The sequence below is a fragment of the Acetobacter malorum genome (genome assembly GCF_001580615.1).
In the GTDB taxonomy this organism is placed as follows: domain Bacteria; phylum Pseudomonadota; class Alphaproteobacteria; order Acetobacterales; family Acetobacteraceae; genus Acetobacter; species Acetobacter malorum.
This window is the reverse complement of record NZ_LHZC01000035.1, coordinates 1-15,996: the sequence shown is the minus strand read 5'-3', so window position 1 is coordinate 15,996 and position 15,996 is coordinate 1. Positions and strand designations below refer to the sequence as shown.

General features: G+C 59.1%; 12 protein-coding genes. 8 read left to right on the top strand and 4 right to left on the bottom strand.

What is annotated here, in order from left to right; translation table 11 throughout:
* Positions 1–61 precede the first annotated feature (61 nt).
* Complete coding sequence (locus AD930_RS02470) at positions 62–2,356, bottom strand: TonB-dependent siderophore receptor (RefSeq protein WP_244150467.1); 2,295 nt, start codon at positions 2,354–2,356, stop codon at positions 62–64.
* A gap of 238 nt (positions 2,357–2,594) precedes the next feature.
* On the opposite strand from AD930_RS02470, the gene hrpB reads away from it, so the two are divergent.
* The 3 genes from hrpB (at position 2,595) to AD930_RS02455 (ending at position 6,855) form a co-directional block, all read left to right on the top strand.
* Positions 2,595–5,159 carry an ATP-dependent helicase HrpB gene (hrpB, locus tag AD930_RS02465; RefSeq protein ID WP_061505008.1) on the top strand — a complete coding sequence of 855 codons (2,565 nt, stop codon included), beginning with the start codon at positions 2,595–2,597 and terminating at the stop codon, positions 5,157–5,159.
* A gap of 131 nt (positions 5,160–5,290) precedes the next feature.
* Complete coding sequence (locus AD930_RS02460; RefSeq protein WP_061505007.1) at positions 5,291–6,394, top strand: S1C family serine protease; 1,104 nt, start codon at positions 5,291–5,293, stop codon at positions 6,392–6,394.
* A 206-nt stretch (positions 6,395–6,600) separates the two neighbouring features.
* Complete coding sequence (locus AD930_RS02455; protein ID WP_043552040.1) at positions 6,601–6,855, top strand: hypothetical protein; 255 nt, start codon at positions 6,601–6,603, stop codon at positions 6,853–6,855.
* Between the two features lie 98 nt (positions 6,856–6,953).
* On the opposite strand, the gene AD930_RS02450 is transcribed toward AD930_RS02455, so the two are convergent.
* On the bottom strand, positions 6,954–7,808 hold the full coding sequence (locus AD930_RS02450) for an aldo/keto reductase (RefSeq protein WP_061504988.1): 855 nt from the start codon (positions 7,806–7,808) through the stop codon (positions 6,954–6,956).
* A 338-nt stretch (positions 7,809–8,146) separates the two neighbouring features.
* Between AD930_RS02450 and AD930_RS02445 the strand changes: the two genes are divergently transcribed.
* Both AD930_RS02445 and AD930_RS02440 read left to right on the top strand, forming a co-directional pair.
* Positions 8,147–8,593 carry a DNA polymerase III subunit chi gene (locus AD930_RS02445; RefSeq protein WP_061504987.1) on the top strand — a complete coding sequence of 149 codons (447 nt, stop codon included), beginning with the start codon at positions 8,147–8,149 and terminating at the stop codon, positions 8,591–8,593.
* A gap of 173 nt (positions 8,594–8,766) precedes the next feature.
* Positions 8,767–9,399: a DUF3159 domain-containing protein gene (locus tag AD930_RS02440; protein WP_167375129.1), complete on the top strand. Its 633-nt coding sequence runs from the start codon at positions 8,767–8,769 to the stop codon at positions 9,397–9,399.
* Here AD930_RS02440 and AD930_RS02435 read toward each other — a convergent pair.
* Positions 9,396–11,513 carry a TonB-dependent receptor gene (locus tag AD930_RS02435; protein WP_244150466.1) on the bottom strand — a complete coding sequence of 706 codons (2,118 nt, stop codon included), beginning with the start codon at positions 11,511–11,513 and terminating at the stop codon, positions 9,396–9,398. The two genes, AD930_RS02440 and AD930_RS02435, sit on opposite strands and share 4 nt — an antisense overlap.
* Positions 11,514–11,602: 89 nt before the next feature.
* Between AD930_RS02435 and AD930_RS02430 the strand changes: the two genes are divergently transcribed.
* From AD930_RS02430 to AD930_RS02420, 3 genes are all read left to right on the top strand, one after another.
* Entirely contained in the window at positions 11,603–12,490 is an 888-nt protein-coding gene (locus AD930_RS02430) for a helix-turn-helix domain-containing protein (protein ID WP_061504986.1), read from the top strand.
* Between the two features lie 84 nt (positions 12,491–12,574).
* A complete protein-coding gene (locus AD930_RS02425) occupies positions 12,575–13,816 on the top strand; it encodes an MFS transporter (RefSeq protein ID WP_061504985.1) in 1,242 nt (413 codons plus the stop codon).
* Positions 13,817–13,861: 45 nt separating this feature from the next.
* A complete protein-coding gene (locus AD930_RS02420) occupies positions 13,862–14,236 on the top strand; it encodes a cupin domain-containing protein (RefSeq protein ID WP_043552033.1) in 375 nt (124 codons plus the stop codon).
* A 107-nt stretch (positions 14,237–14,343) separates the two neighbouring features.
* Here AD930_RS02420 and AD930_RS02415 read toward each other — a convergent pair.
* A partial coding sequence (locus AD930_RS02415) for a M28 family metallopeptidase (protein WP_061504984.1) occupies positions 14,344–15,996 on the bottom strand: 1,653 nt, incomplete at its 5' end.

The window sequence follows — 15,996 nt, the reverse complement described above, 5'->3', positions numbered from 1 at the left end:
GCCTGTTTATTGAGCCCGACCTGCCACTCCTTCCGGCAGGTCGGGCCTAACACAACAGATTTCAGAAGTTGCTTTGCACGGACGCCATAAAGCTCCGGGGCTCTCCATAATAATTGTAGTAATAGACAGTCCCCAGACGCTGATAATATCGCGTATTGGAGAGGTTATTGACGGTGAACGTCATGTTCAGTTCCGGCCGCCACTGATACCCGACCTGCGCACTCGCTACCGCATAGGCTCCCTGCCGAACAGTGCGGTTTGTGCCAAACGTGCCGCTTTGTGCATCCACACCGGCCCCAATACTCCAGACATTGCGCGTCACCTGCGGGGCGGCAAAGCGATAATGCGTCCAGAGTTTGAACAGATGCCGGGGTGAGTTGGCGGTATAAGGCAGCCCAGCCAGACCGGAAGAATCCTTGAGGATCTTGTTATCGTTAAAGGTGTAGCCAAGGCTGATATCCCAGCCGGTTAGCAGGCGGCCCAGCATTTCAAACTCAAAGCCCTGACTGCGCACTTTGCCCGCCGCATGGTAGCAGGTGCTGGTGCCGGAGAGGCCACAGGTGGAAGAGCCATCCTGATCTTCCATACTCTTGTTGCGCTCAAGAATATGGTAGCCCGCCAGCGTCACACTCAGATTGCGGTGGAAGAAAGAGCCTTTAAAGCCGCCTTCAATCTGCTGCCCCAAAACCGGCTTCAACCGCCCGGTGTGGCTGTAGGCGGATTGCGGCTGGAAGGTATCCGTAAAGCTCACATAGGCCGCAACATCCGGCACAATATGCCACACCAGCCCCAGATAGGGTGTAGGAACCGCACCGTTTTTCTGGCTGACAACATAAGGCGTGTTTTTGGACAGGTTTTTATATTTGTACTGATAAAAACTCAGCCGCCCACCAAGCAAAAGATCAAGAGACGGCATCAACTGAACACGGGCTGAGCCGTAAACTCCATATTGCTGCGTGGGTTCACGATAGCGGGTTGTAATGTCCGGGCGGATTGTGTCGGAAATAACCGGCGAGAAGATATCCAGATTACTCAGGCCCGGCGTAGTGCGCCATGAGGCAGACGAGCCGCCATCATACAGCAGGTCGGAATCATAATTCGCGCCGATCAATAAATCATGTTTGCGGTTCAGCAGATGCACGGGTCCGGTAAAATACAGGTCCGCGCCATCATAAATTTCCCGCCCCTCATACCGCGCTACAACAAAGTTGCCGGTTTTCTGCGGTGTCACCACGCTATTCAGATAGGTGTAGTGCATGGAACTATCGGTTTCACGGTGGCGGCCTGTCAGCTTGCCGCGCCAGCCTGCGCCAAACTCATGTTCCAGTTCCCCATCAAACTCATACATGGGGCTGCTGGTGCGGCCCCAGTTTGCCCCCACAAAACTGTTGCGCGCCAGATGCAGGTCCTCGCCAGAGGCCGCCATGGGCAGGCCCATAAAGCGCGTCGTGTCATTTTTCTGGCCGGTGGCGGAGACTGAGAGCGTGGTTTTGTCCGTAATATGCACATCAATATCCGCATAGGCTGTCCAGCGGGTGTCGTGCGCTTGCTTGTAGAAATAGTTGCGGTCTCCGCCAGCCAGCACAAACCGGCCTGTGACCTTTTTATTCCCCGTCAGCGGGCCGGTTACATCGGCATCCGCATGGAACGTATCCCATGAGCCACCGCTGAAATCTCCCTGCGCCCGATAAGTATCCAGCCCGTGCTTGCGCACAAAGTTCACACTCCCACCGGGGGGTGCTGACCCCTGAAACATCCCGTCCGGGCCACGCAAAACTTCAAGGCGATCATAAATCGCCAGATCAAACTGCTGACTGAAAGACATACCACCGCTGGACGGCACGCCATCATATTGCGGCTGCACGGCATAACCACGGGAGGTAAAGCCTGCCGTGCCGTCCCCATACGGGTTGACGTTCACACCCGGCACCTGTTTGAGCGCCTGATCCACCGTTGTCAGGTTCTGATCCTGCATCTGCTGGCGGCTAACGACGGAGACGGATTGCGGAATTTCATCCAGCCGTAACAGCATTTTGGTCATGGAGACAGCCTTCACCACATAGCTGCCGGTGCCATCGGTCGTCGCATTCTTGTGCCGCTGCCCCTGCACCAGCAGTTTTTCAACACTGGCGGGCATGTCATTCTCGTCAGAAAGCTGGGCGGCTTTTTTAGCCTGCTCGCTTTTTGCGGTTTGTGCAGGTTTTGCTGCTGGCTGCGTCGCTTTTGCGGATTTGGTGGCTTTTTCCGTTGTTTCCGCTGCCGCCGCACAAAAGGCCGGGGCGCTGCAAAAGCCCATCCCCGCTCCGCATAGCATCAGGCCGGAGCAGGAGAGCAGCCCTGCTTTTAAACGCGTCATCGTCAGTCCTGCTCTGTAGTCGGCATGGCCTTTTGCCGTCGCCATCGTCTGTCTCGCCACTTTCGTTATTAAGAATTATTCTCATTATCACTTACTCGTGAGGCGCGGCAAGAGAGATCCCCCCAGATTGATAACTTTTTTTTATGAGACATCTTCAGAAACTGGCGATGCGTGTGCCGCACGCGCCCGCCCGATATTTGAAATTGCAGCCAGCGCACGCCCCGGCCATAACAGCCCGATGCCGAACCAGACGCCCTCCGCCTCCCCGTTTGCCATTGCTGATGGCCTGCCCGTGCAGGACGTGCTGCCTGATCTGTGCGCGGCCCTTGCCCGCACACCCACGGCAGAGCAGCCCGCCTCCGCCATTCTGGTCGCCCCTCCGGGGGCTGGGAAAACCACCACCGTGCCGCCCGTTCTGGCTGCGGCCCCATGGCGGAAGGAAGCAGACCGTATCATCATGCTTGAGCCGCGCCGTCTGGCTGCCCGTGCTGCGGCCACGCGCATTGCCTCACTGATGGGGGAAGAGGTGGGCGGCTTTGTCGGGTTCCGCACCCGGCTGGATGCCGCTGTCTCTGACCGCACCCGCATTGAGGTGCTGACGGAAGGCCTGTTCCTGCGCCGCCTGCTGAGCGACCCGATGCTGGAAAACGTCGCCTGCGTGATTATTGATGAAGTGCATGAGCGCTCACTGGATGCAGACCTCGCTCTGGCCTTCTGCTTAGACCTGCAACGCACGCTGCGGCCTGACCTGCGGCTGGTCGCTATGTCCGCCACGGCAGAAACCGAGCGACTGGCCAGCCTGATGAACGCCCCGGTGCTGACCAGCGAGGGGCGGATGTACCCCCTCACCGTGCAGCACGCCAAACGCGATATTCCACATCTACGGGATCTGGCCACCGTGACCGCGGCAGGTGTGCGGCAGGCTCTGGCCGAAACGGAGGGCGATATTCTGGTCTTCCTGCCCGGCACAGGAGAAATCCGCCGCGTTGCCCAGCTTCTGGAAGACTGCCGCACCACGGTTCTCCCCTTGCATGGAGAACTCCCCCCGGCGGAACAGGCGCTGGTGCTGCGCCCCGGCCCACAGGGGCAGCGGCGCGTTATTCTCTCCACCTCCATTGCGGAAACCTCGCTCACGGTGCCGGGCGTGCGGGTGGTGGTGGATTGCGGCTTCCGTCGTGCCCCGCGCTTTGATGCCGGGGCCGGTCTGTCCCGGCTGGAAACACTACGCATCTCCCGCGCCGCCGCCCGCCAGCGCGCAGGTCGTGCGGGACGAGAAGCCCCCGGCACCGCCTTCTGCCTTTGGACCACCGCAACAGAACGCGGCATGCCCCAGCATGACCGCCCGGAAATTCTGGAAGCCGACCTTTCCGATTTTGTGCTGGCCACCGCTTTGTGGACTGACACCGTCGGCCAGTCCGACACCCCGCTGCCCCTGCCCGACCAGCCCTCCGGCAGCGCCGTCGCAGCCGCCCGAGAACTGCTGATTATGCTCGGTGCGCTGGATGATGACGGTCAGATTACCCAACACGGGCGCGACATGGCGGCCCTTGGCACGCATCCGCGCCTCGCCGCCATGATGCTGGCCGCCCGCTCACCGGAGGAAGCCGCCATGGCCGCAGACCTCGCGGCCCTGCTGGAAGAACGAGACCCTCTGCGCCCCCGCGCTGCCGGACGCGCCGGGCCGCCGCCCGTGCCACCGTCCGATATCTCCCTGCGGCTGGACCTGATTGCCGGGGGAGACCACCCGCAGGCCGACCGGGGCGCACTGGCCCGCATCCGTCAGGCCGCCTCTCGCTTCCGCCTCCGGCTGGGCCTACGCGCGCGCCAGCACGCCGGGGGCGACCCGGCTGCCCTGATTGCCGCTGGCTTTCCAGACCGGATTGCCCTCTCGCGTGGAGAAGCCGGGACATTCCGCCTCTCCAACGGCAGCAATGCCCGCCTGCGGCGCGATGACGGGCTGGCAGAAAAAAAGCTGCTGGCCGTGGCGGGGCTACATTTGCGCACCTCCGCCGAAATCCGCCTTGCCGCTCCGCTAGATCTGAACGCCCTCCCCCCGGCCCTGCTGGACCGCACAAAGGAGCAGGTGGAAACCTCGCTGGACCCGGTCTCCGGCAATATTCTGGCCCGCCGCCGCACGCGCATTGGCTGCCTTGTGCTGCGGGATCTGACCGAGAAGGTGAAAGCAGGCAACGCCGCCTCTCTGCTGCTCGCACAAGCCAAAGCCACGCCGGACACCACACTGGACTGGCCGGAGGCTGCCCGCCAGCTACAGGCCCGCGTGGAACTCGCCCGCGCCTTGCCCGGTGGCGCAGGACTGGGTGAGGAGTGGCCAGACTTTACCACCCCGGCACTGGCCGAGCGGATGGACGACTGGCTCGCCCCCTATCTTGACGGGTTAACTTCTCTGGCCGACCTGCGCGGGCTGGAGTTAACCACCCTGCTCAAAAACCATCTGGGCTACACGTTGAACGCCTGGCTGGATAAAGAACTCCCCACAGGTCTCCCCTTCCCCGGGGGCAAGGCGAGCGTGGATTATACGCAGCCGGTGCCCGTCGCCTCCGCCCGCGCGCAGGTCTTTTATGGCACGGAGGAAACGCCAAAACTGGCGGGAGGACGTGTCCCGCTGCGTCTGGCCCTGCTCTCCCCCGCAGGCCGCCCGCAGGCGATTACGGCGGATCTGGCGGGCTTCTGGAAAGGCGGCTGGGCAGATATGCGGCGGGACATGCGGGGCCGTTACCCCCGGCATGAATGGCCGGAAAACCCAGCCCTCAGCCCGGCAAAACCGCGCAGGCCAGCGCGTTAACGTTTTGTCACATCATTACCACAATGCGTTGCAAAACAGCACCATAGGAGGGTGCTGGGCCACAGAGGCATTGCACTTTGGGGGCAAAGGAGGCCAAAAGTCTCTATGGACGGAAAGCAGATCACAAACTCATGAAGACATTTATGCGGAGCCTGCCCGCCATGGCGGCACTGTGTTCGTCTGGCCTTTCCATGGGATCGCACACCGCACACGCTGACCCCTCCACCCTTTTTGCTCCTGCCACACCCATTGTTGCCGCCCCCGGCCCGACAAGCTTTGCCCCGCTGGTGCGCAAGGTTGTGCCGGCTGTGGTGAATATTGCCGTCACGCGGGATTCAGATTCCAGCACCCGCAAAAAGCTCCCCTCCGCCGTAAAGGGCACGCCGCTCGAGCGCCGCTTTCGGGAGCGGATGCGCAAACATAGTGATGAAGTGCTGGGCGCAGGCTCCGGTTTTATTCTCGACCCGTCCGGCGTGATTGTCACCAACGGTCATGTGGTCGAAGACGCGGACAAAATCACCGTCGCCCTTGCCACGGGCAAAGAATACAATGCCCGCCTGATTGGCATTGATGACCTGACAGATATTGCCGTCATCAAGATCGACAGCCCCACCCCGTTGCCGTTTGTGGAATGGGGGGACAGCCGCCTTGTGCAGGTGGGGGACTGGATTATGGCTGCCGGCAATCCGTTTGGCCTTGGCTCGTCCGTCACCGCTGGCATTGTCTCGGCCCGGGGGCGGGATATTGGCACCGGCCCGTTTGATGACTTCCTGCAACTGGACGCGCCCATTAACCCCGGCAATTCCGGTGGCCCCACCTTTAATCTGGCCGGGCAGGTTATTGCCCTGAACACCGCCATTGTCTCCCCCACCGGTGGATCCGTGGGTTTAGGGTTTTCCATTCCGTCTGAAATTGTCATGCCGGTTGTCAACGCCCTGCAACGCGAGGGACGCATTGACCGGGGGTGGCTGGGCGCCACGCTGGAAGACATTACCACCCATAACGGCACCCGCGTGGCAGAGGTGGACCGCAACGGCCCCGCAGCACAGGGCGGCCTGAAGCGTGGTGACATTATTACGGCCATGGGCGGAGAGCATATGGATACCGCCCGCACCATGATCCGCGCCGTTGCCGCTGCTCACCCCAACAGCACGGTGCAGATTAGCGTGCAGCGGCAGAGCCAGCCGATGACGCTGACCATCCATGTCGGCCATCGCCCGCTTTCGGAAGACTGAGGGCGGACGGCCTCGTTAACACCCCCTGATTGTTATATTTAAAAATCGAATAAATAGAGAAAATATAGAGAATTTTACTTTTAATTACAGAACCGTGAAACAAGACCAGAATGGTCCATTACTTACGGAACCCAAATAAATATTGACCCCACCCACCGTGAGCGTAAAATGCGCGGGAAAAGAGATACATTTTCAGAATAGATTGTTTGCAAGATGTGTTTCTGAATGACGCCGCACCCGGTCCGCCGGGGGCTGATGCGTTTTCTACCGATGTTGTGCGCCACCGAAAGGGCTTCACCATGCAAATGTACGGTTTTCTGACACTGCTGGGTCTGGACATGCTGTTTACCGGCCTCAAGCTGAACGACATGTCCTTCCTGACCTTCAGCATCGCTTTCGGCCTTCCGGTTGTGCTGATGGCAACCTACGTTCTGGACAACATGCAGAAAGACGGCGTCTGAGTCTTTCGGACCCGGTCCTTCTGACAAAAAGCCCACAAAAAAGCCGCCGAGGCCTCTGCCCGGCGGCTTTTTTGCGTCTTAAACCCAAAGCTGATGGGTTAAATCATATCCAGCGGTTCCTTGCTGGCCGGCGGTGGGAAGGCAGCGTCCAGAGCGGCCAGATCCTCATTCGTCAGCGTAATTTCCTGCGCGGCAATATTGTCCTTGAGATGCGCGAGGGACGACGCCTTGGGGATTGGCATCACATTATTCATCCGCAGCACCCACGCCAGCGCAATTTGTGCCGGGCTGGCCGGGCCATTGCTTGTGGTGTGCCGGGCGGCCACGGCCTTCACCGCCTTGTTCTGCAACAACGCACCGCCCTGCCCGATGGGGGAATAGGCCATGGTCATCACATGGCGGAAGCGGTTGGTGTCCAGCAGGTCATACTCCACGCCCCGATGCTCCAGATTATAAAGGATCTGGTTGCTCGCGCATTCACCGGGCCGGGTGTATTTTTCCAACTCCTGTATGTCGTCCACATCAAAATTGGACACGCCCCAGTAGCGGATCAACCCTTCTTCTTTCAGCTTGCGGAAGGCCTCAATGGTTTCGGCCAGCGGCACGCTACCGCGCCAGTGCAGCAGATAAAGGTCCAGCCGGTCCGTCGCCAGCCGCCGCAGGGAAGCGCGGCAGGCTTTGGCCACGCCCTCGGCTGAGGCATTGGTGGGCAGCACTTTGGAGACCAGAAAAATATCGTCCCGCAAATCCCGCATGGCTTCACCCACCAGACTTTCCGAGCGGCCTTGCCCGTACATCTCAGCGGTATCCACCACCTTCAGACCTGCCTCTACACCCTGACGCAGTGTGGCGACTTCCTCTTTCCATGTGGCGGAGGATTCCCCCATATTCCAGGTGCCCATGCCCAGTGCAGGCAGTTTTGTGCCGTCCGGCAGTGTGACTGTTTTCGCCATATCGTTCGCGTCCTTTTTCCTCAAACAGAGGTTGCCTTAGCCCCTGAGCGCGTCTGGCCTCACCCGGCCAGACCGCACAGAACACCTGACTTTGCATCGGGTCAGGCAGCATCCCCTGTTGTATGCTGATAGTCCAGCCAGCGCGGGAGCATCACAATCGTTCCCCTGCGGGAAGCCCACATGCCTGCAACACATACCGGGCCGCAGCGCAAAAGCAGCGCACAAACCGCCGCAAAACAACGCGCAGACGACCACGGGATTTGTCCGCCATTGGCTCTCTGCATGCCTGCCGAAAGCTGATAGACTGACCCCATGCCAGAGCACAGGACCCGCCCCGCATGACGCAGATCGGCTTTTATCACCTCACCCGCACCAGCGTGGCTGAGGCCTTGCCGCAACTGCTCTCCCGCACGCTGGGTAGCGGGCAGAAGGCCGCCGTATGGTGCGCCAGCAAACCGCAGCTGGATGCGCTGGATAAAGCCCTGTGGAAAGTCTCGGACCCGGCATGGCTCCCGCATGGCAGCGAGGGCATTCTCTGCCCCGACCTGCAACCCATCTGGCTAACGCTCGGGGAGGATGTGCCCAACGCCGCCCCGTTCCTGTTCCTGCTGGAAAACCGCACCTGCCCGGACAACCCACCTTTTGAGCGCGTGTTTGACCTGTTTGACGGGCATGATGAAGCCGCCGTGGCCGCCGCCCGGGAACGCTGGACCGCCATGAAAGCCGCCGGGCATGACCTCGCCTACTGGCGGCAGGAAGACCGGGGCTGGAAACGGGCACGCTAAAAGCCGCCCAAACCATAACGGAAGTGCATTGAAAGCACACGGAACCCAGAAAATCCCCTCTGCCTTATAATGTCCCGTTCTTTGCCGAGACACGTTCCCGGAAATATGCCCATAGTCTGGCCATTACCGCATTATAAATGCCGGACTATGAAAAAAGGCGTGGAACAGACAGAATGAAACGATTGACGGGCACGCTGGGCGGCCTTTTCCATAGTTTTGGCAGCCTGATTCTGTACTGGGGCGTTTTGCTCACGTTTGGCCTCAAACCCGCCATTGTCGCCACACTCCTGTTTATTGTGGCTGAAGTTATCTGGCGTATGGCGACGCACCGCCCATTTCCGGCATTATGGTGGTTCTCCAATATCATGGCGCTGGTGTTCGGCGCGGTGGATCTGTATGCCGACACCCCGTTCATGATGCGTTATGAGGCCACGGTCTCCAACCTGATTACGGCGGCCTTCTTCGCAGCCGGTGCGCTGGGGGAAGAACCGCTGGTGCTGCGTCTGGCCATGAGCTCCAAAAACGGGCACACCATTCCCAAAGACCGGCCAGAAATCATACAGTTTTTCCGAGCCTTCACGCTGCTCTGGGCCGCCTATTTTGTCGCCCGGGCGGGTGTGTTCCTCTGGATCATGACAGCCTTCCCCCTGACAAAAGCCCTGATGCTCCGCACCGTTATCAGCTGGGCCAGTCTGGGAGTGATGATGCTTATCAGCATAAATGGCCGCAGGGTATTGATGCTCTGCCGCCACTTTGGCTGGTTTACTGCACCAGCAACACCGGCCCGCCTGACACCCTCCGCCTAATACGTCACCCCAACCCGCAGACCCAGCAAGCGCGGGTTGGCCGCCACCGCCTGCCCAACAGCCAGACCACGGGTCAGATAACGGGCATCAGCCAGATTGCGGCCATAGACGGCAATATTCCACCACCGCCACTTCTTTTCTATCTGGGCATCCACCAGCACATACGGGTCATTAACCAGTGTGCTGCTGGGATACAGGTTTGTGCGTCCGCGCCGCACCACATTGACGTTCACAGACCAGCCACCCCCCGGCGTCCAGGTGCCGCTAAAGCCAAAACTGCTTTTGGGGGTGCCGTTCAGTTGCTGGCCACTGAAATTCTGCCCGGCAAAAACAAAACGGTCATACGCCGCATAGGTCAGGCCCAGAAAGCCGCTGAGCGTCAGGCTCCGAATGGGTTTAAACGTGGCGTTCAGTTCCATACCTCGTGTGTGCGCTTTAGCTGCCGTCGCCACAACGGATTCACCATTCGCATTGGTCGTAACCACCTGAAGATTGGAAATGAGGTTTGAATAGCCTATGACCTCAGCTGACCATTTGTCTTTCCGGTCATGCAGGCGGTAGCCAATTTCCAGATTGTTTCCGTAACTGGCGTCAAACGGTGTCTGGGCTGTCGCCGCCATGACCGCATGCGGACTAAAGCCCGGCGGCATATAGGCCCGCGTATAGCTGATCCAGCCATACTGCATCAGCACGCTGTCTGTTTGCGGATGATATTCCAGCTTCAGCCCCGGCAGCGGCACCGTGCGGGACGCAGTCTGTTTAGGGAGCGTTTGCAGAATGGTGTAGGCATCCGGCACAGATGCTGTCTGCAGCCCGCTCCACTGGGACATGGACCACTGATTATGCTCCACCCGAAAAGAGGGGACCAGACGCCATGATGGTGAAAAACGCCAGCCCAGCTCAGCAAATCCGGCAACATTGGCGTTATTCAGCACAGCGGTTGTGTTGCTCAGATAATAAGGGGACATATCAAAAAGATACGGCGTGCTCCGCATCATTTCCTGCCCAAAAATACCGCCCCGCCAGTCCAGCGTGCCGGAAGAACCGGAGAGCGTGATGGTCCCGCCGGCCTGCCGCGTCGGCATAGTAAAACCCGTGCGGGCTGAAAAAACGCTTTCCGGAATTTCTGATTTCCATTGGGTCGCATTGCCGCCCAGAGCAACATCCACAATCATTTTATGGCTGAACACACGATGATACTGGGCGGACCCGGCCCAGTAGTCATTATCATTCACGCCGCGCTCTGTGTTGACAGACACATGCCGCAAAGCCAGCGCAGGAGGCGCAAAATAATCATTCCCGCCATGATTGAGTACATGGTGCAAAGACACCCGCCATTCCCCTCCGGCGGAATCCTTATGCAGCAGCTTCAGCCTGCCAAACCAACTATGCCAGCCTGCGGTATTCTTCCGGTCCAGAAAGTGGTTGGAAATATACCCATCAGCCACTTCCCCACCAACCGTGACACGGAGCGCCGTGTTCGGCCCCAGAGGAATATCGTTGCTCATCACGGCGCGGCGGCGATTGCCTGTCCCATATTCAAAATCCAGAGACCCACCAAATTTGTTCCCCGGATCTCGGGATGTGGCGGACACCATGCCACCAAAAACATTCGGGCCTCTGGTCAGGTCCGGCCCCTGCGTGACATCCATATGGTCCAGATCAAAAATCTGCCCCAGCGCCATACTCATCATGGGAATACCGTCCAGCATAAACGGGACGTAGAGACTACTTGTCTCTTCTTCCGGGCCGCCCAGACCACGCATCATGATGACGGGGTTAGCCTGCGTCGTGGATGTGAAGGAGACGTTAGGCAACCGCTCCGCCACATCCGCCAATGTGTCCAGATGGCGCTCCTTCAACGCTGCACCGGAAAGACGCGCTATGCTGGAAGAAACAACAAAAGACGCATTCCGGCTGCGCACGACAATCTCTTCTGCTTTTTTACGGCAGGACGCTGCCTGCGCCGAAGCCGCCTGCCCGTTCTTGCCGGAAACCTGCTGGTCTGCGCAGGGCGTTGCTCCCCACCCCACGGGGGTCATAGCGTAGTCCAGCACAGGCATAACAAGCAGCGCGTATTTCAGGGCTGAAAGGGAGGGATGTCTTTTGCTCATACCAACATGATAATGTCTCGCAATTGCACCGCCACTCAGATTAGTCTAATCACTCCAATCAGACACACAGCCAAGGGATTTTTCTGGAGATGCCTGACGTCAGATCCAGTGCCATACACCGGCACCAGCCAGAGCATCTGGCCGGCCAGTCCCTTCTGCATCCTTTGTACAGCAAGCTTTATAACGGGCTGAGTGCAGGCTTCTTCTCCTCAGCACAGCCCACAACCCTGCATGGGGAAATGGATGATTGCCCGGCAGTTTTGCGTTGCTCCATCATTCTGTCCGGCCAGTGTGAAATGACGTTTGCGGGGAAAACGCACCTGTTCCATGCGCGGGATGTTGCCACAGCCTATCTGCCCGCAACCCGTTTCCAGATGGCCACCAGTGCAGATTTTTCCTGCCTTGAAGTGCATATTACGCCAGAATTGCTACAGGAAATGAGTACGCCTCTCCCATGGGGTGACGCTGCTCTTGCATCTCACACGCCGTTTTTCAGCAGCCTCAAGGCAACGCCATCCGTCCACAAAGCCGCCACCGGCCTGTGTCAAAGTTTGCAGAAGAACCTGTCCAACGGGCCTTTAAGCTGTGCAGCTGCCCTGACTATTCTGGGCCAGTCCTTTGAACAGATTGAGGCCGCCCCGCAAGGCTCCCCCCTCTCCCGTCATGAAAAAGCCTGCCTGCATCAGGCGCGTTCTTTTCTGCTATCCCGCATGGACAAAGCCCCCACCATTATTGAGCTCGCCCGCTATAGCGGCCTGAATGCCACGCGGCTGAAAATGGGGTTCCGCATTCTCTTTGGCTGTGGCCCTTACAGCCTGTTTCAGGCCCACCGCATGGAACACGCCAAAACGCTTTTAAAAACCCATTCCGTGACAGAGACCGCCATGGAGCTTGGCTATAGCAACATGAGCCACTTCAGCGCGGCTTTTAAACGGCAGATTGGTAAGGCACCGCACCTTTATCGTAAGGAAGGCTAAGCCCTTCATCGAGAGCTGTGTCTGATCGGGGTATTGGACTAATTCGGGTGGCCCCGCACAGCCGGGTGCCTATCCTTGCTCTTTATGCAAAAGAGCCGTTTTTTCTCCCCGTTCTCCGCTCTGCCGCTGGTCTGGAAGCGGGCCATCACGCTGGGGCTGATGTATGCCGGGCAAGGCCTTCCCGCAGGACTGGCCTTTAATGCCTACGCCACCATTCTGCGGGAAAGTGGTGTTTCTCTTCACACCATTGGCTGGAGCGGGCTGACATTTCTGCCCTGGGCCTTAAAATTTCTCTGGGCTGGGCCGACAGACAATGCCGGGAAACGCCGGGGGTACGGGGCACTTATTCTGCAAATGCAGATCCTCGCCATTCTAACCTGTCTTGTTCTGGCATTTTTCCCGCCTGAGCACAGTTTTGCGCTCTCACTGGTTGGCATCATCCTGCTCAATACTGTGTTTGCAACACAGGATATTCTGACCAACGCAGCCGCAGTCTCCCACCTGCAAGGCCGGAATGCCGGGCTGGCCAACGGGATTCAGGTTGTCGCTTTTCTGCTCGGCATGCTCGCTGGTGGGGGTGGAAGTCTGCTGGTTTACGCCCGGATTGGCTGGGGTGGCACACTCTGCACCATGGCGGCGGTTCTTTTCCTGCTCTGCCTGATCCTGTTGCCTCTGCGGAAATATGTGGAACCAGATGCCAGCCGGATTGCCCGCCCTTCCCGCCTGAAGGATTTCTTCCGCCAAAAAGGCTTTGGATGGGCGCTTACCAGTTCTCTGGCGTTTAAGTTTGCGGGCGGAGCGCTTTTAGCCCTGCTGCAACCGTTCCTGATCGACCAGCATATTTCTGTTGAAACCATTGGCACGCTGCAAATCTCAAATCTTCTGTGCGGCGCGCTCGGCGGGGCCATACTGGGCACAATCGCGGTTAAAAAAGCGGGCAGTTGCCAGGCTGTTACCCTTCTGGCCATCCCTTCTGCGCTTTTGCTGGGTGCTTTGTGGATTTTGCAGGCAACGCACACTCTGTCCGCCCCGGCTCTCTATCTTGCTCTTGGCACAGAGAACTTTTTTGACGGCGGGTTTTACGTCGCGCTCTGGTCCCTGTTGATGAACTGGTCCTCCGCAGAACGTCCTGGTCTGGACTACAGTTTTCTTCAATGCGGGGAGAGTGTTTCCAATGTTCTGGCGGCCTCGGCCATTATGCCGCTGGCAGCCAGCGCGGGCTACTCTCTGGCGTTTCTGATGGTCTGGCTCTGCGGGCTTGTGTTGCTTGTCCCGCTTATTCTCGCAGCCCGTCGTCTGGCCCCACTCTCTTGCGACCGCGCCTGAACCACTCAGCCTCTTCCTGCAATCCTATGACAGAAAGACAGTCCAATGTTTCACTATAATCTTGAACAAGTTGCCGCCACGCTTTCCGTTCTGCACCTCAACCAGCAGACAGACGACTTTGCCGCAAAAAGCATGACAACGCTGTTTGCGTTCGGCCAGCACAATATCGGCATGGTCCGGTTTGAAGGCTCAACCCCGTGGGAAGAACATCCGCATGATGAATTTCTGCTTGTTGTGGAAGGGCAGACAACGGTTGTCCTGAAAAAGGACGGCGAGGAACTCACTCTTGTGGGCAAAAAAGGGGACGTTCTCTTTGTGCCCGGCGGCTCATGGCACCGGCAGGATACGCAGGGGCCAGTGGCTCTGCTGTATATCACCGACAAATCCGGCACGCAGCACACGGCCAAAACGCCTACCTGATGACGTTGCAGGAAGCTGCCGAAAACCAGACAGCTTCCATACTTTACGTGATAAAATTACCACTGGCAGACGGCCTAAAAAGACAGTCTGCCAGTTTGTAAATCGCCTTACTGACCACCCCGCACAGCCGCACTCTTTGCACGCGTTGCTGCAAATTCAGAACCGGGCTTCCACTGCGGCCAGCCTTGAGAAAACGCCAGAGCACGCCCAACAGTATAGAGCAGTGCCACATCTTCTGCCGCCCCGCGCACATCCCAGTCCGGGCTCCATGCGTCACAGGCCTGATGGTAGCAGACCATATAATCCTGCAACCATTTCCGCCCGGCAGGCACGCCACCTTTCAGCAGATCGGGGTAGCCCGCCATATCCATAAGGGCCGCGACCGGCACACCAGCGCGGGCAAACGGCAGATGGTCGGCACGGTAAAAGGCCCCGCGTTCCGGCATGGCTTCCGGCAGCATCACGCGACCCTGTTTTTCCGCAGCGGCCGCCACGTCATCCTGCACCGTGTCCTGCCCTGCCCCAACCATGAAGACGTTGTGGGAAGGACCGGCCATCTGCAACACATCCATGGTGAAATTGGCTGCCGTTTTTTCCAGCGGAGCCATGGGGTGCGCGGCATACCATGCCGAGCCCAGCAGCCCGCGTTCCTCAGCCGTCCATGAGGCAAACATCACCGTCCGCTCCGGCTGCGGACCGGCCTTGAACGCACGGGCAATTTCCAGAACACCGGCCACGCCAGAGCCATCATCAATCGCGCCGTGGCGGATCACTTCATGACCCTGCGCATCCTTGCTCATGCCAAATGCATCCCAGTGCGCGCCAAACATCACGGTTTCATCCGGGTGTTTGCTGCCGGTCAGTTTGCCCAGCACGTTCTGGCTTTCCAGATGCGAGACCTCAACCGGCACATTGAGTGAGAAGCGCGCCTTTGGCAGCGTCACGGGCTTGAAAGACGCCTGCCGTGCCTGCACCCGCAGCGCGGGCAGATCCAGCCCGGCCTGCGCAAAAACCTTTGTAGCGGCCGGGGTAGAAATCCAGCCCTGCATCAGCACCGGCTGGTTCTCACCGCTCTGGGCAATGTCAAAGGACTCACCACCCGGTGCAATCACTGTGGACCACTCATAAGCCGCCCCCGCTGTGTCATGCACAATCAGCGCGCCAATCGCACCGCGACGGGCAGCTTCCTCATATTTGTAAGTCCAGCGGCCATAATAGGTCATGGCGCGGCCACCAAATTTGCCGGCCACGGCTTCATCCGGTTTGGCGTCAAAATCCGGGTCGTTAATCAGGAAGACAGCAATCTTGCCTTTCAGATCGACACCTTTGAAATCATCCCAGCCCCGCTCGGGCGCATGCACGCCATACCCGACGAACACCAGCGCCGCGTTCTGGATTTTCAGACGATCCACACCATGCCCGGTGGTGAAATAGACGTCTTTCGTCTGCTCCAGCGGCAGAGTGTTTTTGGCATAGGCCACCTGCAGGAGGTCAGGCTTCCCCACGCGGGTATGCTGCAACGGCACGCGCTGCGTCCAGCCGCCATTCTCGCCAGCCGGTTCCAGACCAATCTGCTTATACTGCTCAATCAGCCAGGCCACGGTGCGGGCCTCCCCCGGAGAACCGGGAGCGCGACCTTCAAACGCATCGGACCCGAGCACCTTCATGGCATCTGACATCCGCTGCGGGCTGATGGGGGCGTAAACAGAGGGCGAAACATCAGCGGCCTGCGCTACGCGGGAAAGCCCCTGCGGCCCACC

What these genes read in the sequence shown, in the direction of transcription:
- AD930_RS02450 (WP_061504988.1), bottom strand. Translation starts at nt 7,808, where the DNA reads ATGGCGAAAACAGTCACACTGCCGGACGGCACAAAACTGCCTGCACTG.
- hrpB (WP_061505008.1), top strand. Translation starts at nt 2,595, where the DNA reads ATGCCGAACCAGACGCCCTCCGCCTCCCCGTTTGCCATTGCTGATGGC.
- AD930_RS02435 (WP_244150466.1), bottom strand. Translation starts at nt 11,513, where the DNA reads ATGAGCAAAAGACATCCCTCCCTTTCAGCCCTGAAATACGCGCTGCTT.
- AD930_RS02440 (WP_167375129.1), top strand. Translation starts at nt 8,767, where the DNA reads ATGAAACGATTGACGGGCACGCTGGGCGGCCTTTTCCATAGTTTTGGC.
- AD930_RS02460 (WP_061505007.1), top strand. Translation starts at nt 5,291, where the DNA reads ATGAAGACATTTATGCGGAGCCTGCCCGCCATGGCGGCACTGTGTTCG.
- AD930_RS02425 (WP_061504985.1), top strand. Translation starts at nt 12,575, where the DNA reads ATGCAAAAGAGCCGTTTTTTCTCCCCGTTCTCCGCTCTGCCGCTGGTC.
- AD930_RS02420 (WP_043552033.1), top strand. Translation starts at nt 13,862, where the DNA reads ATGTTTCACTATAATCTTGAACAAGTTGCCGCCACGCTTTCCGTTCTG.
- AD930_RS02470 (WP_244150467.1), bottom strand. Translation starts at nt 2,356, where the DNA reads ATGACGCGTTTAAAAGCAGGGCTGCTCTCCTGCTCCGGCCTGATGCTA.
- AD930_RS02430 (WP_061504986.1), top strand. Translation starts at nt 11,603, where the DNA reads ATGCCTGACGTCAGATCCAGTGCCATACACCGGCACCAGCCAGAGCAT.
- AD930_RS02445 (WP_061504987.1), top strand. Translation starts at nt 8,147, where the DNA reads ATGACGCAGATCGGCTTTTATCACCTCACCCGCACCAGCGTGGCTGAG.